19 protein-coding genes are annotated in these 20,742 nt (G+C 35.8%); 5 read left to right on the top strand and 14 right to left on the bottom strand.

Annotated elements, in window-relative coordinates; genetic code table 11:
* Window positions 1–42 precede the first annotated feature (42 nt).
* On the bottom strand, window positions 43–1,125 hold the full coding sequence (locus tag MKX83_RS09900; protein WP_095369646.1) for a CAP domain-containing protein: 1,083 nt from the start codon (window positions 1,123–1,125) through the stop codon (window positions 43–45).
* 495 nt (window positions 1,126–1,620) lie between these two features.
* Between MKX83_RS09900 and MKX83_RS09895 the strand changes: the two genes are divergently transcribed.
* A complete protein-coding gene (locus MKX83_RS09895; RefSeq protein WP_095369647.1) occupies window positions 1,621–1,980 on the top strand; it encodes a YugN family protein in 360 nt (119 codons plus the stop codon).
* A gap of 26 nt (window positions 1,981–2,006) precedes the next feature.
* Here MKX83_RS09895 and MKX83_RS09890 read toward each other — a convergent pair whose 3' ends face one another.
* From MKX83_RS09890 to coxB, 7 genes are all read right to left on the bottom strand, one after another.
* The gene (locus MKX83_RS09890; protein WP_095369648.1) at window positions 2,007–2,336 is read right to left on the bottom strand and encodes a hypothetical protein; all 330 of its coding nucleotides are present in this window, start codon (window positions 2,334–2,336) and stop codon (window positions 2,007–2,009) included.
* 309 nt (window positions 2,337–2,645) lie between these two features.
* Window positions 2,646–3,113, bottom strand: a complete 468-nt coding sequence (locus MKX83_RS09885; protein ID WP_095369649.1) for a DUF420 domain-containing protein — start codon at window positions 3,111–3,113, stop codon at window positions 2,646–2,648.
* 184 nt (window positions 3,114–3,297) lie between these two features.
* Complete coding sequence (gene ctaG, locus MKX83_RS09880; RefSeq protein WP_095369650.1) at window positions 3,298–4,200, bottom strand: cytochrome c oxidase assembly factor CtaG; 903 nt, start codon at window positions 4,198–4,200, stop codon at window positions 3,298–3,300.
* 268 nt (window positions 4,201–4,468) lie between these two features.
* Entirely contained in the window at window positions 4,469–4,801 is a 333-nt protein-coding gene (gene ctaF, locus MKX83_RS09875) for a cytochrome c oxidase subunit IVB (RefSeq protein ID WP_095369651.1), read from the bottom strand.
* 3 nt (window positions 4,802–4,804) lie between these two features.
* Entirely contained in the window at window positions 4,805–5,434 is a 630-nt protein-coding gene (locus MKX83_RS09870) for a cytochrome (ubi)quinol oxidase subunit III (protein ID WP_095369652.1), read from the bottom strand.
* The gene (ctaD, locus tag MKX83_RS09865; RefSeq protein WP_095369653.1) at window positions 5,434–7,299 is read right to left on the bottom strand and encodes a cytochrome c oxidase subunit I; all 1,866 of its coding nucleotides are present in this window, start codon (window positions 7,297–7,299) and stop codon (window positions 5,434–5,436) included. Before ctaD ends, MKX83_RS09870 begins: the two co-directional genes overlap by 1 nt.
* Before the next feature lie 34 nt (window positions 7,300–7,333).
* A complete protein-coding gene (gene coxB / locus MKX83_RS09860; protein ID WP_095369654.1) occupies window positions 7,334–8,392 on the bottom strand; it encodes a cytochrome c oxidase subunit II in 1,059 nt (352 codons plus the stop codon).
* Between the two features lie 1,055 nt (window positions 8,393–9,447).
* Here coxB and MKX83_RS09855 point away from each other — a divergent pair.
* Complete coding sequence (locus MKX83_RS09855; RefSeq protein ID WP_322909200.1) at window positions 9,448–10,407, top strand: COX15/CtaA family protein; 960 nt, start codon at window positions 9,448–9,450, stop codon at window positions 10,405–10,407.
* Window positions 10,408–10,471: 64 nt separating this feature from the next.
* Here MKX83_RS09855 and pyc read toward each other — a convergent pair whose 3' ends face one another.
* From pyc to glsA, 4 genes are all read right to left on the bottom strand, one after another.
* A complete protein-coding gene (gene pyc / locus MKX83_RS09850) occupies window positions 10,472–13,915 on the bottom strand; it encodes a pyruvate carboxylase (RefSeq protein ID WP_341055218.1) in 3,444 nt (1,147 codons plus the stop codon).
* Window positions 13,916–13,934: 19 nt separating this feature from the next.
* The gene (locus MKX83_RS09845) at window positions 13,935–15,149 is read right to left on the bottom strand and encodes an FtsW/RodA/SpoVE family cell cycle protein (RefSeq protein WP_095369657.1); all 1,215 of its coding nucleotides are present in this window, start codon (window positions 15,147–15,149) and stop codon (window positions 13,935–13,937) included.
* A gap of 377 nt (window positions 15,150–15,526) precedes the next feature.
* Window positions 15,527–15,808 carry a YlaN family protein gene (locus MKX83_RS09840; protein WP_095369658.1) on the bottom strand — a complete coding sequence of 94 codons (282 nt, stop codon included), beginning with the start codon at window positions 15,806–15,808 and terminating at the stop codon, window positions 15,527–15,529.
* Window positions 15,809–15,902: 94 nt separating this feature from the next.
* The gene (gene glsA, locus MKX83_RS09835) at window positions 15,903–16,841 is read right to left on the bottom strand and encodes a glutaminase A (RefSeq protein ID WP_095369659.1); all 939 of its coding nucleotides are present in this window, start codon (window positions 16,839–16,841) and stop codon (window positions 15,903–15,905) included.
* A 145-nt stretch (window positions 16,842–16,986) separates the two neighbouring features.
* Between glsA and MKX83_RS09830 the strand changes: the two genes are divergently transcribed.
* Complete coding sequence (locus MKX83_RS09830; RefSeq protein ID WP_095369660.1) at window positions 16,987–17,484, top strand: hypothetical protein; 498 nt, start codon at window positions 16,987–16,989, stop codon at window positions 17,482–17,484.
* Window positions 17,485–17,554: 70 nt separating this feature from the next.
* Here the strand turns inward: MKX83_RS09830 and MKX83_RS09825 are convergent, their stop codons facing one another.
* Window positions 17,555–18,901: a PhoH family protein gene (locus MKX83_RS09825; RefSeq protein ID WP_380043141.1), complete on the bottom strand. Its 1,347-nt coding sequence runs from the start codon at window positions 18,899–18,901 to the stop codon at window positions 17,555–17,557.
* A 181-nt stretch (window positions 18,902–19,082) separates the two neighbouring features.
* On the opposite strand from MKX83_RS09825, the gene MKX83_RS09820 reads away from it, so the two are divergent.
* Together MKX83_RS09820 and MKX83_RS09815 are read left to right on the top strand one after the other, a co-directional pair.
* Entirely contained in the window at window positions 19,083–19,685 is a 603-nt protein-coding gene (locus MKX83_RS09820) for a YhcN/YlaJ family sporulation lipoprotein (RefSeq protein ID WP_095369662.1), read from the top strand.
* A gap of 82 nt (window positions 19,686–19,767) precedes the next feature.
* Window positions 19,768–19,968, top strand: coding sequence for a YlaI family protein (locus tag MKX83_RS09815; protein WP_095369663.1), 201 nt, complete (start codon window positions 19,768–19,770; stop codon window positions 19,966–19,968).
* A gap of 42 nt (window positions 19,969–20,010) precedes the next feature.
* Here MKX83_RS09815 and MKX83_RS09810 read toward each other — a convergent pair whose 3' ends face one another.
* Entirely contained in the window at window positions 20,011–20,565 is a 555-nt protein-coding gene (locus tag MKX83_RS09810; protein WP_095369664.1) for a nucleotidyltransferase family protein, read from the bottom strand.
* Window positions 20,566–20,742: the final 177 nt, after the last annotated feature.

Genomic DNA, 20,742 nt, shown 5'->3' with positions numbered 1-20,742 from the left:
AAAAAAGACGTGCACTCATCATACAATGAGTATGCCACGTCTTTATTCTTGTTCCCATTTTTCAATAAAGTTTTGTGTAAAGTGCTTCTTATGAACACCTACACCAATGTGAGTAAATTGTTCGTTCAATAAAGTTTCACGATGCGCACTACTATTTAACCATCCCTCCATTACTGAAGGTGCATCTACATAATTAGCAGCGATATTTTCACCAGCAGATAGATAAGCAACCTCGCCCGCTTTTAGGCGATCTGACAGTTCACCATATTCATCCGACGTATGCGAAAAGGCTTCACTTTCATACATATCCACACTGTGGTTATATGCTACTTCTTGGGTCTGCTCATCTAAGCTAAGCTCATTCACATTATATCTTTCTCTCATTACGTTTGTAATATCAATAATCTGCTGCTCCATTCCTCGATTGATAGCGGCTTCTTCCTCTTCTTCTATATCATTTACGACAAATAACTCGCCCCTATAAACTAATTCATAAGGCCTTAACATCACGAAAGACTCATCATTTAGAAAACGTACACTAGAAAGCGTACCTGTAAATTTATCTAAATAAAGTAATGCATAATAATCGCCAATTCTAATAATTGGTCTCATATTCATGTCCGCTTCTGATAACTCAAAGCGATAAACACTACCTTCGAATTCAATTTCTATATTTGTTTCTGCATATAACGAAGAATAAATTTCTCCTGATGGTTGTCCTATTTTAAAAGGGGTAACATCCACTTCTTCACCTGTGGCATATATGGAAATAACTTTCCCTTCCCATATACCGACTTGTATATATTCATGGTTGCCATTCGGATAAATCCACCATTCATAGCCTTGAAGTGTAGGATCAATCCGTTCCGGTTCACCAAACTCTTTCTTTATATCCGAAGCTTTTGACCCCATTAAAGTAAGCAACCCTTCTTCAGGCATCTCAGCAACCATTGACTCTTCATCCTGTTGATTACCTATCGTCTCATCTTGAGCAACTTCTGTACCCTCATCACTCAACAGCAGTTGATCTTCACTACTAAAATCTAAGTATAACCATATAACGGTAAGAGCCAATATCAGTACAAATACGCGTAATACACTCTTCAGAGAACTTGCACCTCCCATGACTTCTTTTAAACCCGGACACTTCTATTATATCCATGTCATAAACATGAGTATCGTTAAGAATCACATAACTCCCAATCTTTCCAATACACGAAAAAGTATTTTTTATAACATATGTTTAAATATAGTATATCATCACATAGAAATGGATAATAGCAAGTTGTTTATGAATTAAGAAAACCTTTACAACAACTATAAGGTACGCTTCAATAAAGAAGCTAATTTAAATTGTTTAAAAATCTCGATTTAAAGGTTTATACATCTTATTATACATGGAAATGAACTTTATATCATTAACCTCTATATGTATCATTCTTTTCACTAATTTTTTCATTATACATATATGAAGGATGTTGGGAATACTAGTGTTAGGTGAATATAATGATCCATTTGAAAAAGATTGCAACTTGTCCATTTTTCAACTATTATTAAATTTGAGATGATTCAATATTGGTTCTGTTTACCAATTGTTTTTTTCAGGAGGGATTGATTATTATGAAGCTTGAAAATACGGGTTTAGAAAACAAGCAAGTTGAACTAAAGCGACTAGATGACCTAATGGATTCTTATCAGTTAGTACGTGCAGGACAGTGGGATTATGAAAGAGTTACATACGATCGAAAATTTGAATTAAAAGAAGGAATCTACTATCTTCGTGTATTTGGACATGCAGTCGAAGGGGACGTTGGCGCTAGAAAGGCGACGATTCAATTACTTACTCCTTTATTAGGCAAACATTATTATCCTCATGGAGTAGAATATGGGGATGGCGAACACTTTCCACAATCACTTGTTAAGCAATCTGAAAAGATCCTAACAGACATTAATAATGATTTAGAACAAATACTTAAGTAAGCAAAAAAAACGTGAAGAACAAATCTTCACGTTTTTTCTATCGAGTCGATAGAGCAATGCTCTATTTTCAAAACCACCTTACCAACGCGAAGTCCAGTCAATAATCGAATATCTTCAATAATTTGTTTTTGTAAAATCATCAAATCTGTTAATACTTCTTTATAAGGTCTAATACTTAATCTTACTTCAATTATCACCTGATCATCTAATCGCGTAATAATATCTTCACTACTTCTTCTAATTAACCTTACCTTTTCCTCTGCACCATCCATTTGAAGATAGCGTATATTGGATTCTACAATGGATGAAATGATAAATTTGCGTACTTTTTGTTTTTCCACATCTCGCTTTTCCAATTGAATCATCCATTCATTTCTGAATTCAACCTTATTAAGTAAAGGATATTATAGTTAATGCAGTTTGATCTCATTTTGTTCTGCTATGTTTACAAAAAGTACTCTTTAGACAGTAACCTAAAAACTTCTTGTTTCTTACTATTTGATGGTCTTACTTACTTTATTCTCATTTATTCTTTCTTCATTTACAGTTTTATGTATTACTGTGTCAAGTATTGACATGGAAATACAAGCAAGCAAAAAAAGTCCGAACCTATTCGAATGATACTAGCACTCGAATAAGCTCGGACTTACATGACTTTGGACTTTTTAGAATCCGAATATCGCTTTGATTAATGATGTTGTTTCTCCGCCATGATAAAAAACATATAGTAGTAAATAAACGGCTACCCCCGTAATGGCAGTTGCAAACCAAATAATACTTGTAAAGGGACCGATCTTTCTATGAAGCTTTAACTTATTCTTATATCCCGTATACAAGTTAATGATTCCAAGTACCGCTCCTGATGTGGCCAATGTAATATGAAAGACAAGAAAAAGGGTATAATAAATTTTTATATCATCAGGGCCACCAAATGATGTATTTCCGATAAAGATTGTTCGACTAGCATAAATAATAAAGAATATGATGGCAAAAATGCCAGCTAATGTCATCGATTTTTTATGTGCGTCAATTTTTCTCTTACTAATTTGAACCCAACCAATTGCCACCATAATGGCACTTAACACGATAAAGGTTGTACTGATTGTTGGTAAGACAGGCAATGAATGCTCCATAGTAACTTCCTTTCTCTTATCAAACTTCCTATATGTACTTTATTCTTCATATAATTACATGAAGAAGCTATGCTCATTTTATAAAAGTATTCCTTCTTTTTCAACCATGATTGAATGGTTTTCGTAAAAGTTCTTTAATTGTTCAAAAATGGAGCCTACCTTAGTAGCTAGGTAGGCTCGAGATTTATTCCACTGTTCTTGGGTTCATGAGCTGATTTTCAGCTTCTTTCTCCTCTGACTGTTCTTTGCGATACCATTCAAAAAATACAAGCGCCAAAACATAGCCATAAACAATTTCCTGTATAATTTTCATAATAACGCCGCCTAACTGCTGATCATGCAGTAGAGACATACTATTAAACATTTCTGGTCCACTTAAATTTAATCCTGCGAGGGTTCCTGTGGGAACACAGAGAGCTAATGCTTGTCCCCATGCATGTGGATCAGAATACGTTGCATACATCGGTGCGTCTGCAAATATGATCAGTGCACAAGCCGGTGTTAATAGAATACCATCTGCAAAAATATAACCGACTTTTTTTAGCCCACTTATTCTTTGCTGCTCAGGTAACGGTGTGATAAGTGGCCACCACATACATATAGCAAAGAGAAATAAGATGATTGTATAAACTGTATGCAAAGTCATATCTACTTTAATTACATCAAAAATCAATGGGATATGGTAAAAAGAAAATAAGCCATTAAAAAAGATTAAAGCAATTAATGGTTTTGTAAAAAAGCGAAACAATGGTTTTATGATTGGTAAGGCAATAAAGGAACGCCACATCCATTTAGGAATTCCGTAAATAAACAAGATTGGCACAACTAAATAGAGTACACCCATTTGAATCATATGTGCATAAAACATCAAATGTCCCATTAGATCAAGCGGAGATCCCTTAATCAGATATAAGACTAAGATTGCACTGGAAAAGAATAGCGCTTCTTTCTTATGTAATGGTTCACTATTTGCAAAACGGTGGCGAAACTTAACGGTCACTAAAAAATACAAAATTAACAACAAGACCAATGCTAGAAGAAAATACGGACTCCATAATGCTCTAAATCCAAAAATACTAAGTGGCATTCTTACGTCACCTCATTTTATGTAATACTACAGGCCATCATTATTGTTTCTGATATCAATGTCTATTATACGCTTGTCTTAAAGACCGTGGCAACCCACTTTATGGAATCGGTGTCAACATCTTACCATGATTGTTGTAACTGTCATAAATTTTTAAGAATTGTAGCTCAATTTTGTTATTCATCTATTACATGAATTAATTAGCAATCTATTTTAACCATTTTTAACCCACAAAAAAACGACTGAAATTTATCAGCCGTTTTTCATTTTACCACCAAATAATTGTCATGAATGCCAGCAGAGTAATGAAAGCTACAAAGACACCTGAATACAGGAACAATGCAGGAGCTTCATGTCCTTTATGGCTCATATGCATGAAATAATATAGTTGGAAGCCTACTTGAACGATTGCTAGTACTAAGATAAACGGAATGGTAAACCATCCGGAAATATCATAGCCAACAGCAATGAAAGCCACAAATGTTAAAAAGATCATCATTGCAAATGAAACAACCTGATATCTCATTTCCTCTGCGCTTTTTCTGCGACGATATTCAATGTCAACTTTTGGGTTACCTGAGTTTAATTCTTCATTTGCCATCAGTTATCCCACCATTCCCATTAAATATACAACCGTAAAGATAAACACCCATACAACATCAATAAAGTGCCAGTATAAACTTGCAACATAAAACTTTGGTGCTGTATAAAGGTCTAATCCACGTTTTGCATTACGTACCATTAATGTAATGATCCATGCAAGACCAAATGCAACGTGACCACCATGGAAGCCTACAAGTGTGTAGAAAGCTGTACCAAATGCTGAACTTGTAAATGTATGATGGTATTCATGTACATAATGGTTGAATTCATAAACTTCTAAACCAAGGAAAGCTAAACCGAGTAATACGGTAATGCCTAACCATAACTGCATTTTTTTGAAGTTGAAATTCTTCATATGGTACATTGCATAAACACTTGTTAGTGAGCTTGTTAATAACAACATTGTCATAACAAACACTAATGGTATTTCAAAAAGGTCTTTTGCTAAATAATGGTCACTGTTTGGTACACGATCCTTTAATGCTAAATAAGTCGCAAATAAAGTCGCAAATAAAACAGTTTCACCACCAAGAAATAGCCAGAAACCTAAAAATTTATTCTTTCCGTCGAGGGTTTGCTTTTCAGGCGCTGCAGGCCATGTTTCATATGTGAATTTTTCATCTGCCTTCATTATGCCTTACCCCCTTTATCATCATCCATTAATTCCTCTTTATGAATATGATATCCGTGGTCATCTTTCACTGATCTAAAGAACATAGAACCAAAGACAACCAACATGCCGATAATAAGTACTGGGATGCCCCATGAATGTTCATTATGGTACATTGCACCAAATGCCGCGATAAACAATCCTACTGAAATAACAAATGGAACAAATGAATTGTTAGGCATATGGATGTCACCTATTGGCTCAGCAGGAGTCATCTCTTTATTACCTTCCATTTTCTCAATCCAGTAAGCATCTAACCCACGTACAAGCGGAAGCTGTTTAAAGTTATAAAACGGTGGTGGTGATGGTATTGCCCATTCAAGTGTACGTCCGTCACCCCATGGATCGCCACCAACTTTTTTATTCTTCGCAATGGTCATAACCACATTAATTAATAATACGATTGTTGCTACCGCCATAAAGAAGGCACCAACAGTACTTACCATGTTTGCCATATCAAATCCTTGACCACTGTTAAACGTAAAGATACGACGCGGCATCCCCATTAAACCTAAGAAATGTTGAATAAAGAAGGTTAAATGGAACCCAATTAAAAATAACCAGAATGTTACTTTTCCAAGGGCTTCATTCAACATTGTGCCAAACATCTTCGGCCAATATAGATGTAAACCGCCAAGTAATGCGAAGACAACTCCACCAACGATAACATAATGGAAGTGAGCAACAACAAAGTAACTATCATGGTACTGATAATCCTGTGCAGCTGACGCAAGCATAACACCTGTTACTCCACCCATTGTAAAGGTTGGTATAAACGCAATAGCATACAACATTGGGGTTGTAAATTTAATGCTACCGCCCCACATTGTAAAGAGCCAGTTAAATATTTTAATCCCCGTCGGAACAGCGATTGCCATTGTCGCCACAGAGAAAATGGCATTAGCGATCGGACCTAATCCAGTTGTAAACATATGGTGAGCCCATACCATGAAACCTAAAAACCCGATTAACACAGTAGCGAACACCATTGATGAATAACCAAACAATCTTTTTCTTGAGAAAATCGCAAAGATTTCCGAAAAGATACCAAAAGCTGGTAATACTAAGATATAAACTTCTGGGTGTCCAAAGATCCAGAATAAATGCTCCCAAATAATTGTGTTACCACCCATATCTGGGTTAAAGAAATTTCCTCCAAATAAACGATCAAAAAGCATTAAGAAAAGTGCCACAGTTAGTGGAGGGAATGCAAATAGTATTAATGCTGACGTTACAAACGTTGTCCATGTAAATAATGGCATACGCATATAAGTCATTCCTGGTGCACGCATATTAATAATCGTTACAAGGAAGTTAATTCCCCCTATTAATGTACCCGCACCTGAGATTTGTAATCCTAGTACGTAAAAATCTATCCCGTGACCTTCTGACGCAAGTGAAAGGGACGCATAAGAAGTCCAACCAGCATCAGGAGCTCCTCCTAAAAACCATGAAAGGTTTAGAAATACACCACCAAAGAAAAACAACCAGAACCCTAAAGAGTTAAGGAAAGGGAATGCAACATCACGTGCCCCAATTTGTAGTGGCATAACCGCATTCATAAATGCGAATATCAACGGCATCGCTGCCAAGAAAATCATTGTTGTACCGTGCATAGTGAGTATTTCATTGTATACTCCAGCACTTACAAAATCATTGCCTGGTACGGCTAGCTGGATACGGATAAACATTGCCTCTAGTCCACCGACTAGGAAGAAAAATCCACCAGCAATTAGATAAAGGATGGCGATTTTTTTATGGTCAACAGTTGTTAAGTAATCCCATAAAACGGCGCCAACACCTTTTTTCTGAGCATAGGTACTCACAATTTTACCTCCTTCTTAAACGCAAATCGCCTTATCAATCCTCAACTTTAAGGCCCATTAAGTAATCTGTTAATGCATCGATTTCTTCATCTGAAAGGTCACCATACTGACCTGTCATTTTATTTCCAGGCTTAAATTCTTCTGGATCTTTTATCCAAGCTTTCAGATTCTCTTCTGTATGCTCTAAGTATCCAGCTATATGCGTACGGTCACCAAAAGTTGTCAAGTTAGGACCAACAGCATTTGCTCCTGTAGGTGTAACTGCATGACACCCAATACAGCTTTGATTAAAGATTTCTTGCCCTTGTTCTGCAGACGCAGTTTCAGGTTGAGCTGCTTCTTCCATAGAAGCCAAGTCTTCAGCCCAAGCATCAAAATCATCTTTTGAAATAGCTTTTACTTTAAAGTCCATTAATGCATGTGATGGTCCGCAAAGCTCAGCACATTTCCCATAAAAAATATTACCTACTTCATCAGCTTTTTTACTATCAAATTCTAACCAAAACTTATTCGTATTTTCAGTATTGGTATCAAGCTTACCACCAGCAGCTGGAATCCAGAATGAATGTTTCACATCTGTTGATAGTAGATTGAAATATACTTTTTCGTCAGTAGGAACTACTAGCTCCTGGCTAGTTACAATACCTTGATTCGGATATTCGAACTCCCACCAATAAAGATTCGCTTTAACATTTACCACCGTTACATCCGTTTTCCCCTCTTCATTCTTATCTTCCATAGGAGAAACATCAGCTAAGTCAAACGTAGCTGCAACAGTCGGTACAGCTAAAACTAGAAGTAATAAAATTGGTATAACAGTCCAGATAATCTCTAATTTGTGACTTCCTTCAACTTGTTTAGGAATCTTATCGTCTTTACGACGAAACTTAAACAGTACGATAAGGAAAATGACTGTCACGACAATAATGACACCAACCATAATGAATGTACTCAATAGCATAAGGTCATATTGTGTTTGCGCAACTTCACCCGCTGGTTGTAGTGCCGATATAAATGGCTCACCACAGCCGGCTAGAAATAACGTCGTTACAGCTAACATAAATAGCAGACGCCCTTTTGCAAGCCTTTTCATAGCTTATTCATACCCCTCTTTCGTGAAAATTTCTTTGAGTGCTAAAACTTAATATGGATAAATCTCTCAACAAGAGAGAATCTCCCAACAAATGAAAAATGAGCTACCCACCAGTAAAATTAAGTAAAGCCCAACACATACTTCTAATCATATTGTTACAAACTTTGGAAAAGGTATTCCTATCTTAGAAAACAACTTTCTTAAAAAGCTTGTCTTCCTTACTATTATGTTCACTTTTTTAAATATGTAAGTATCTCATTGTGTTTGCTATGTATTTATGAGTAAACATAATATCCAGATTATTAAAAAAATCTCAGACAGATTTCAAGCTAATTTTACGTTTTCATCCTATTTCCCTTTTAGTATGTGATACTGGAAAGCATTTAATGACAGATTAAAAGTTAAGCACTAACTCCACTATAAAGCAAATTAGTTTACATTACCATATTTGTCATTAAATTCACCAAAGCAGTAAAAATAATTAATTCCAAATCATTTACAATTCCACACAAAACAAGTGTGATGCATTCACTGTATATTAAATCACATTTTTTAGTTATTTTGTGAAATTTTCTAGAATTAATTATGACTAATTTGTGTCAGAAGTTTGTTTTCCATTATATATTCATCACTTTTCTGAGATAATTAAGTTAATAATTTTTTCATTAAATGATAAATTAAGGTAATAACACAACTTATGCTTTTTAGAAATATTTACATGACAACTATATTTCTAGCAGACAAAACTTATGTTTTCAAGGGAAATAAGGATGAATACGGAAGAATTTTTATAAGTATTGTAATATTTTGATGAATCCTGTAGTATCAAAAAAGTGAGTATACATAGACGTATTTTTTTCACATTTACTTCAATCATAACTTATCCGAATAAAATGAAGTAAATAAACATAATGAACACAATTTTTTGGTTATACAATATGACTAATATCAGCATTTAAATGGTATTTATAAGTATAATCACGCGCCGCGTAAACCTATATTCTTATAGCCATAGCGCTCATACATACCTATACATTCAGAAGAAGGTGAAAGATTTGCAACGATCATTAAAATGGTTCGCTGTCCTAACAACAATAGGCATGCTACTCATTCTATTAGGCGGGGCATTAGTTACAAAGACAGATTCGGGAGACGGCTGCGGGGCATCATGGCCATTATGTCACGGTGAATTTATCCCAAGCAATATTTCACCCGAATTAATTATTGAGCTCGCGCATAGACTTGTTTCAGGTTCTGTCGGATTTATGGTTCTAATTTTAGCCATTTGGTCATGGAAAAAGATTGGTCATGTAAGAGAAACTAAATTTCTAGCCATTTCATCTGTCATCTTTCTAGTATTGCAAGCACTCATCGGTGCAGCTGCAGTCATGTGGGGACAATCTGATTTTGTGATGGCACTCCATTTCGGTATTTCATTAATATCATTTGCCGCTGTTCTATTACTTACTTTGTTAATTTTCGAAGTGGATAAGAAGTTCCAAGCAGAAAAACTTGTTCTCGATCAACGAATGAAGCGCCACATTATCGGGGTTACACTCTACAGTTATATCGTTGTTTATACAGGTGCGCTCGTACGACATGTAAATGCTAGTCTCGTTTGTATCGATTGGCCATTCTGTAGGAATGACGCCATCGGTCTTCCCCTAAATATGTATGAATGGATTCAGATGGGACATCGTGCAGCAGCTGGTATCATATTTATTTGGATTACCTATATCATGATACTGGCACTGAAACATTATAAGCATCAGCCAGTTATTTATATCGGCTGGATTATCTCGTTTATTTTAGTCAGTTTGCAAGTCATCGCTGGTGCACTAGTTGTAATTACCCAATTAAACTTATACATTGCGCTCGCCCATGCATTTTTTATTTCTTGCTTGTTTGGGGTGTTAAGCTACTTTATCCTTCTCACAACACGAAGCAAAGCAAATGAATTGACTCAATCAAAGAAAACGGACAATAAAAAAGACAAAAACGTTCCATTATCATAAATTTTCTTTTGATTAAAGTAAGCAAAAAAACTTTTCCTCTATTTAAGAGGAAAAGTTTTTTTTATTATGATCGCGCTAATTCAATTAAAAGATCACCAGTAGCAATCGATTCACCATCAGCTGCATAAATTTCTTTTACCGTACCAGTAAATGGAGCTTGTACAGTTGTTTCCATTTTCATCGCCTCAGTAATCATCAAGTGGTCACCTTGATTAACGACGTCACCTTTGTTTACTACTGCCTTAATAACTGTTCCAGGCATTGTCGCAGCAATATGTGTTTCATTGTGAGGATCTGCCTTTACTTTCGTTGCAACGGAAGATTTAATACTTTCATCTTTTATCACCACTTCACGAGGTTGTCCATTTAGTTCGAAATAAATCACTCTCGTTCCATCTGCCCGCGCTTGACCAATTGACACTAATTTAACAATAAGCGTTTTTCCTTTTTCAATTTCCACTTCAATTTCTTCACCTAAGTTCATACCGTATAAGAATGTAGGTGTATCAAGAACAGAAACATCACCAAATTGCGTATATGTTTTGTGGTAGTCCATGAACACCTTAGGATAAAGTGCATAGGCAATTGCATCAAAACTTGTCACTTCTCTACCTAAATCTTTATATAAAGTCGCTTTTATTTCATCAAAATCAACATGTTCTAGCAGTTCTCCAGGTCTAACAGTGATGGCTTCTCTATTTTTCAATATCGCCTTTTGTAGATCTTTAGGGAATCCTTGATACGGTTGCCCTAAATAACCTTCAAACAGCTCGACAACAGAATCAGGGAAGTCTAGTGAAGCACCTTTTTGAATGACCGCTTCTTCATCTAATTGATTTTGTACCATGTATAGAGCCATATCTCCTACAACTTTTGATGATGGTGTAACTTTGACAATATCACCAAACATTTGATTGACGCGGGAATACATCCCTTTTACATCATCCCATTTCTCTCCTAGACCAACTGCTTTTGCCTGTTGTTGTAGGTTACTATATTGCCCTCCAGGCATTTCATGTTGATAAATTTCCGTATGAGGTGCTTTCATACCACTTTCAAATTCTTGATAATATTTACGTACATCTTCCCAATAATAAGAAAGCTGTTCTAATGCATCCACACTCATCTCAGGTTGTCTTTCTGACCCTTCTAACGCATAATATAATGTATTTGCACTAGGTTGTGATGTTAATCCAGCCATTGTACTTAAGGCAACATCAACAATATCAACGCCCGCCTCGATTGCTTTTGCATAAGTGAAAATTCCATTGCCACTAGTATCATGCGTATGCAAATGAATAGGAATATCTACAGTTTCTTTCAATTCTGAGATGAGCTCAAAAGCTGATTGCGGCTTCAATAATCCAGCCATATCCTTAATCCCTAAAATATGGGCACCTTGATTCTCGAGTTCTTTTGCCAACTCTTTATAATACGCTAGATCATATTTCTTTCTTGTTTTATCAGAAATATCACCTGTATAACAAATGGCTGCCTCAGCGATTTTGCCTGTCTGTCTAACAGCATCTATTGCTACCTCCATACCTTTTACCCAGTTTAAACTATCGAAAATTCGGAAGACATCGATACCTGCATGTGCTGACTTTTCTACAAACTCTTGAATAACATTGTCCGCATAGTTTTTATAACCAACGGCATTAGATGCTCTTAACAACATTTGTAAGAGAATATTTGGCATCTTCTGACGTAATGTTAATAATCTTTCCCAAGGATCTTCTTTCAAAAAGCGATAAGCCACATCAAAAGTCGCACCGCCCCACATCTCTGAAGAAAACATTTGCGGAAGTAGTTTGGCCGTCGGTTCAGCAATATTTTGTAAATCCTTCGTTCGGACTCTTGTCGCTAGTAAGGATTGATGAGCATCTCTAAACGTCGTATCTGTTAATAGAACATTCTTTTGTTCCTTAATCCATGACACAAGCCCTTCTGCACCACGTTCTTCAAGTACTTGCTTTGTACCAGACTGATACTCATTAGGTAAAATAATTTTAGGCATTCTTGGTTGATCAAATGCTGGCTTCTTCTGCTTTTCGATTCCAGGGAAACCATTAACAGTTACATTACCGATGTATGAAAGCATTTTTGTTCCCCGGTCTTTTCTTTTTGGGAAAATAAACAGTTCCGGAGTACGATCAATAAATGATGTATCATATTCACCTGTCAAAAAGTTTTTATGTTTAACAACATTCTCTAAAAACGGAATATTGGTTTTTATCCCTCTGATTCTAAATTCTTGTAAATTTCTAACCATTTTTGATGCAGCTTGTTCAAAGGTAATTGCATGAGTTGAAAGTTTCACCAATAAAGAATCATAATGGGGTGTGATTACTGCACCTTGGTAAGCATTACCTGCATCTTGACGAACACCAAACCCTCCACCACTACGATAAGCCATTAGTCTTCCTGTATCAGGCATAAAATTGTTCAAAGGATCTTCTGTCGTTACACGAGATTGAATCGCATATCCCATTGTTTTGATATCTGCTTGATCAGGTATACCAATTTTTTGACTGTGTAATTCATATCCTTCAGCAACTAAAATTTGTGTTTGAACGATATCAATACCAGTTATCATTTCAGTGATTGTATGTTCAACTTGGACACGAGGATTTACTTCAATGAAATAAAACTCTTCTCCTGAAACAAGGAACTCAACTGTTCCTGCATTAATATAATCGACGTTCTTCATTAATTGTACGGCTGCCTCGCAAATACGTCCTCTTAATTCCTCATCTAACGATACACATGGTGCGACTTCGACAACTTTTTGGTGACGTCTTTGTACAGAACAATCCCGTTCAAACAGGTGAATAATATTGCCATGTTGGTCCCCAATAATTTGCACTTCTATATGTTTCGGATTTTGTACGAATTTCTCGACATACACTTCATCATTTCCGAATGCCGCTTTTGCTTCAGATTTCGCGCGATTATATGCTTCTCTCACTTCCTCGCCACTGTTAACTATCCTCATTCCACGACCGCCACCACCAAGTGAGGCTTTAATAATAATTGGGTAGCCGTAATCTCTTCCGAATTGTTCTACTTCCTCAACAGCTTGCACCGGACCATCAGAACCAGGAATAACTGGAATATTCGCACTTTGAGCTTGTGACCGCGCCTTTACTTTATCTCCAAACATATTCAAATGTTTAGATTCAGGCCCAATAAACTTAATACCTTCTTCTTCGCATCTTCTAGCAAACTGAATATTTTCTGATAAAAAGCCATAACCAGGATGAATCGCATCAACTCCGCTATCTTTTGCGATTTTAAGGATACCCTCGATATCGAGGTAAGCATCAATCGGCTTCTTACCTTCACCAACAAGGTATGCTTCATCTGCTTTGTATCTATGATACGACCCTGAGTCTTCCTTTGAATAGATCGCAACTGTACGGATATTTAATTCCGTACAGGCACGAAAAACGCGAATGGCAATTTCTCCTCGATTGGCGACTAATACCTTACTAATCTTTTGACCCATAATAACACCCCGTATATTTTTATCGTCTATTATATGTAAAACGACCACCCATACTTGCTGTTGTATTTACTGGTTTGTCAGTCGTTACATCTTGTTCTTCTTTATCTTTATATTTCTTTTCATAGTTTACAAACATTGATACATTCACTAAAATGCCCATTGAAACCATAAGTACTAATAAAGATGATCCACCATAGCTTATAAATGGTAAAGGTACCCCAGTTAAAGGAATGACTCCTGATATACCGCCAAGGTTAATAAATGCTTGAATGCCAATCATACTAGAAACACCTATAGCCAATAAACTTCCAAATGCATCTTTACACTTGAGTGCGACAAATATGCCTTTCAGTACGATAAAACCTAAAGCAAAAAGCACAAACATCACACCAAAAACACCCAGTTCTTCAACGATAACAGCCATAATAAAATCTGTATGAGCTTCTGGTAAGTAGCCCATTTTTTGAATACTTTGTCCTAATCCTAAACCACTTAATCCACCATTACCAAGGGCGATAAATGCGTTGGACAATTGATATCCCCCTTCAGCTTCAAACGGATGGAGGAAATCGAATCTTGCTAGCCTAGTATCTGTAAAGATTTTATCTCTTAAAATAAGCATCATTGGAACTAAAAAAATAGCACCAATACCAGCTAACTTTAATAGGTTTTTCATATTCATACCAGAAGATAAAATAATCGCTAGACCAATTAAAAAGATAATTCCTGCCGTTCCATAATCTGGTTCCATCGCAATCAGGCCACAAACGAGAATCAAATAAACAAGCGGTGGTACAACGCCCTTATTAAATTCATTAATATACGATTGTTTCTTTGCATAAACGGCAGACAAATAAACAATAACAATAACCTTTACAAACTCCGATGGTTGAATAGAACGGGTACCTAAATCAATCCAGCTTTGTGCGTTATTAACCGCGTTCCCGATAATCGATACAAGTAACAATCCAAAAAATGAAAAGAAGACGATTGGAATGAGAAACTTGTTACTTTTATATGCTTTATATGGGAATAGAGCAGCAACAATAAACGCAATCGTACCGAGAATTAAATGTGTTCTTTGTTTATCATAAAAGTAGTCACTAGCAACTCCATTATGTTGGACAGCAGTCACCATGCTTGAACTATAGACCATAACCAGTCCAAAAATACATAGTAGACCTAATACAACGATCAATGAATAATCATAAGATTTCAGAATTTTTTTAAACATATGCCTCTTCCTTTATTCTCTTAAGTAGTATATTTATTCTACTATAGCATTGATTTTCCTGCCAAAATAAAGATAAAAAGGAATGTAATTAAAACGTAACTCGTTAAATGATTACATCATTGTTCTGTATTATTTCATTTAATGTGACATACTAATTAATATATTTATACATCATAATTATTTATTTGTCTACTATATATGCTTAATTCATAGAATCAATTGTATAGATTAGCATAATATTGACTATTAATTTTAAAGCAGCATAACATATTATTTCTTCTTATTTTTTCTCTACTCTTCTCTTCTCTCCCCTTAACCAAGTTCTAATAAATAAAAAAACTCAAGCTAATATCCTTAGCTTGAGTTTTTAATATGTTTTATTTTTTTACCGATGCTTCATGTAGAATGGATAATTCTCTCTCAAGTTTATCAAGAATTTCTTTTCCATCTTTATCAGCAATTAATCCAAGTCTCACAGCAAAATCAATTTCACGAGATAAGCCAAACATCTGCGTATCAAGTACTTCTTCGTATAATGGACATTGAGGCATAGTCAAATTATCCATTTGGACTTTGATTAATTTTAATATTTTTTCAGCATCTGCTTGTAATAGAGCATTAGCTCTTTCTTTATGATCAATAACCATTTCAGAAGCCAACTTTCAATCCCCCCGTTTCCGAGCGATTATCCTATCTATAAATTTTAAACTTAAGTGAAAAAAAAAGCAAGGATAATCAGGGGATATCCGCTGATTAAAAAATACTAAAATGATATTCCTCTGCCATAATCTTCAAAATTTCTGCACCGGCAATACTATTCCCTCTCTCATCTAGGGCAGGAGAGAAAATGCCTATACCTAACTTCCCTGGCACAACTGCCATTATACCACCCGATACACCACTTTTCGCAGGAATTCCCACTTTAATTGCAAACTCACCTGAAGCATTATACATACCACAAGTTACCATGAATGTTTTGCATATTCTTGCAACTTCCTCCTCAATTAATATGTTTCCTGTTTGCGGATCACGACCATTATTGGCAAATACAGCTGCAATTCTTGACAAATCTAAACAATTCATTTCAATCGCGCATTGTTTCGTATAAATATCAATTAACTCATCTACATCTCCATCAATCACTCCATGTTGTTTCATAAAATAACATAATGAACGATTTAAGTCCGTTGTCTTATATTCCGAATCTGCTACCTCTTTATTGTAACCGATGGCTTTACCACCTAATAAGCATTGGACAAAGTGGAGAATACGGCGCCATTTCTCATCGGGAGAATTACCATTTACCATGCTTGTAACCGCCAATGCTCCTGCATTGATCATTGGGTTCAGAGGTTTAGAGTGTGAGCTCGTCTCAAGCTTAATCATTGAATTATAAGGATCCCCAGTTGGTTCCATACCTACTTTTTGAAACACATTTGTGTATCCTTGATCAATTAATGCTAGTGCTAGAACAAGCACTTTTGAAATACTTTGTAATGTGAACTTTTGTTCAATATCTCCAGCTGAAACACAAACATCACTGCCTCGAGTAATATGAAAGACAGCTGCTGAAACATTTGACTGATCAGCAGCCTTCAAAGCCGGGATATAATCTGCTACTTTACCTTTAGCAACAAGCGGTTTTACTCGTTCAATTATTCCTAACAATTCTTGATCAGTCTGACAACCCATAACACCCCTACTCTCCTTCAATATTTCCTTATAGTTTAATACATTTAGTAACATTCCATTCGAGTTGAAATGACATTTGCAGTTAAAAGCGTTATACTTTATAAGGAACATTAGATATTAGTGACACAAGCAGGGGGTATGACAAATGAAGGATATCATCCATATTACAGGCAACGTCAAATATACAATTACACTCGATCCAAGTGTATGGATTTTTGATGATCGAAAAATTGACCTTGATACATATTTTGAGAATCAAGAAGAATTACCGAATGAAAAGGAGGAATATACGAAAGCAGCCTCTAAACATTGGGATCGTGAAATAATGGAAGGTGCAGTTTACCCACCAACACTTAAAACGGAGAAGAAATTTGAAAAAGTTCGTGTCTTAACCGGTACTTTTGGGATTCCCTTCTTGCCTTTTCTTACAAATGCCGAGCCAAATAGTGGATCGAGGACAATAGAAGTACATTGTGAGAATGAAACAGTCAGTATCCCTATGACAGAGGCAGAAAGCCTCATTCTCGCCTTTTCTTTAAAGGGTAAACCTTTGAAAGAAGATGGTCCAGTGCATATTTATTATAAAGATGGAAGCAATCGCCTTCAGCCAATTAAAAACGTACAAGATTTCCATATTATATAAAAAAAAAGACTGAATCGAGAGCAACTATGCTCGTTCAGTCTTTTTTATATAGAGTTATTTAAGAGTTTCCTTATAAGATATCAGCAGCGAGTTGAGCTAGCCCTGACCTTTCCCCTTTAATCAATTTGGAATGGCCGGCAATCTTCTGATCTTTAAACTTTTCGACAACGTAAGTAAGACCATTATTATAGGCATCTAAATATGGATGGTCAATTTGTTCAGGATCCCCCATTAAGACAATCTTACTACCCTCGCCAACTCTTGTTAAAATCGTTTTTACTTCATGCTTTGTTAAATTTTGTGCCTCGTCTATAATAATAAACTGGTCAGGTATACTTCTCCCTCTTATATAAGAAAGAGCCTCAACCTCAATTGAACCCATTCCTGCCAAAATGGCATCTAATTCCCCCGGCTTCTTAACATTAAATAAGTATTCAAGATTATCATGAATCGGTTGCATCCATGGCCGTAATTTCTCTTCTTTTTCTCCTGGCAAGAACCCTAAATCTTTACCAACTGGGACAATTGGTCTAGCGACAAGTAACTTTTTGAAATCTCCTAAATCCTCAGTCTGCATTAGGCCTGCAGCTAGCGCGAGTAACGTCTTTCCAGTTCCTGCTTTACCAATTAAAGTCACAAGAGGCAAGTCCCTGCGTAAAAGCAGTTCTAATGCCATCGTTTGTTGTACATTTCTTGGTTTAATTCCCCAAATATGATCATAATCAAAAATAAGTTTTTTCAACTTCCCTTTCGTTTGATCAACAATGCCAAGTGCAGAAGCTGATGAACCAAGCGCATCTTTTAGAATGACAAATTGATTAGGATAGAATGAATGGTTCCCTACTTTATTTAGTGATAATTCTCCTTGACTGTAAAATTCATTCACCATATCTAAATGGAGATATACTTCAAGAAAACCTGTATATATATGTTCATTTTCAATCACACGATCGCTTAAAAAATCTTCGCTTAGTAAACCAATAGCATCTGCCTTTACTCTTACAAGTGCATCTTTACTCACAAGAATAACTGGTCTACCACCTTCTTTTGTCTCTTCTTCTAATGAGAGGTTCTTAGCGACAGCCAAAATCCGATTATCATTCGTTTTTTCAACAAAAATTTCTTGGAGCTGGTGAAAAGAACGATGGTTTAGTTCAATGCGTAAGCTTCCTCCATTTTCAAGAAGGATTTGCTCATGCAATTTCCCGGACTGCCTCATACTGTCAATCATTCTTGATACTTGCCTTGCATTCCTCCCAATTTCATCCATATACCTTTTTTTCGAATCTACCTCTTCTAACACAACAGCTGGAATAACGACTTCATTATCCTCAAAAGAATAAATGGAATTTGGATCCTGCAATAAGACATTTGTATCTAACACGTATATTTTACTCAACCCGATGCCTCCCGCCATTAGAAATACATTAGTGCATAAATAGTTCATTGCTTGTTAGTTTCAACATTTTCAAATATCAACATGGACAAATCTAACTTTGCTAAAATATATGATTTATCGCATAAAGATAGAAGAACTTTCGCACACTAGTTGTAAACATTTACTTTTATTAAAGTTTAATCTTGATGGAGGTAGTATAATGAAGTACTTTCACGTTCTACTATCATTATTTATCGTACTCAACTTAACGGGGTGTGGTGCACAAAATAACGCACAATCTTCACAAAATGAGAAAGGTACACCTCATACAGTTAATGTAAAAAATAGTACCATATCTGAACAAGAAGTATTGACTGGACAAGAGACTTCTAAGCACTTAGCCACATTAGCTTCTGATAATCGTCGTGTGAACGATGCAACTGCTGTCGTATTAGGTGACTATTGCATCGTAGGTATTGATATTGATGAAGATGTTGAGCGGTCTGAGGTTGGCTCAATAAAATATGCAGTTGCTGAAAGCTTAAAGCATGACCCCTACGGTGCGAACGCTGTAATTATTGCCGATCCTGATTTATATGCCCGACTTAAGGAAGTAAAAGAGGATGTGGAAAATGGTCATCCGATAAAAGGGATTTTAAATGAGTTAGCTGATATTTCTGGTCGAATGATGCCAGAAGTACCTGGTGATATCATTGAACCGAATAAATCAGAGGAAACGGAAGAATCAAAAGAACAGCTTAATGAAACAGAATCAAAAAAATTAAATAAACATCAAGAAGAACAATCGAATTATCATAAGTAATTCACAACAGCATCCTTTCATTTCAAAAACAGCTAGTTTATAATAAGGAAAATGCTTGTTTATTAGAAAAGGATGTATATAAATGAAAGTACAATGCGTTATTTGTGATAAAATTGAATCAATTGATAATGAATCTTATGAAGCAAAACGGTTAAGAAACCGACCTATTCACACATATATGTGTGTTGAATGCAATGACAGAATAACTACGAAGACGAATGAAAGAGCAGCTACAGGCAACTTTAAATTGTATAGAAGTAAGCAAGAAGAAGAAGAATGGTAATTTAAAATCCCTCCGTTAGAGATGAAACGGAGGGATTTCATATTAGTTAACAAAATGCCATCTTTTTTTCCAACCTTTTGAAATAATCCTGCTTTGATATAATTGCATTCTCTTCCTCGAAGCTGCAAAAAAAGGAGTTGGCTTAATACGAAAATGAATAAGGTCTTCTATGCCCCATGGTGCCGTTATGACTAATTGATTTTCGTTATCTAACTTTACGCCAATAGCGGTGGCCGTCTCCGGAAATTTCGCAATAGCGTCCTCTGAGGATTGATAAGGCAGCAGGCCATTAACAGAATGCATTCTAGCTTCATTCTTAACTGACCAAGGAATATGCGGTAGTATTTTATGTAATTTTTCTTCATAGTATTTTTCAATGGTTTCACTCAATTGCTGATCATCATAATAGATTACATCAACATCAGGCAATGGCGTCTTTTCTTGAAAATGATGGAGGGTATCCCATACTTTTGATCGAACAAAACCAGCACAAATCCACCAATCAGGTAAATGAAGTTGTTTAGCGGCTTTTAATATGGCCATCATTTCTTTATCATCTCTAATTAACTGTAAAATATCGCCTTCATTTCGAATCATCTATTTCCTCCCCTAAGCTTTCTCCAATCCCTTCAATAACCCACTCACCACTAAACGCCAAACCATAACAAGTTCCATGAAATTGTCTAGCTCAATCAATGGAAAAATTTCTGAAGCATACTATCAATTCCAAACAAAAGGGACAAACTCGACAATTACCTTTTCGATATAAAATAA

It is taken from the genome of Cytobacillus sp. FSL M8-0252, assembly GCF_038007345.1.
GTDB lineage: Bacteria > Bacillota > Bacilli > Bacillales > Cytobacillaceae > Cytobacillus > Cytobacillus kochii.
The sequence above is the reverse complement of the archived record's forward strand: the minus strand, read 5'-3'. Positions and strand labels throughout refer to the sequence as shown.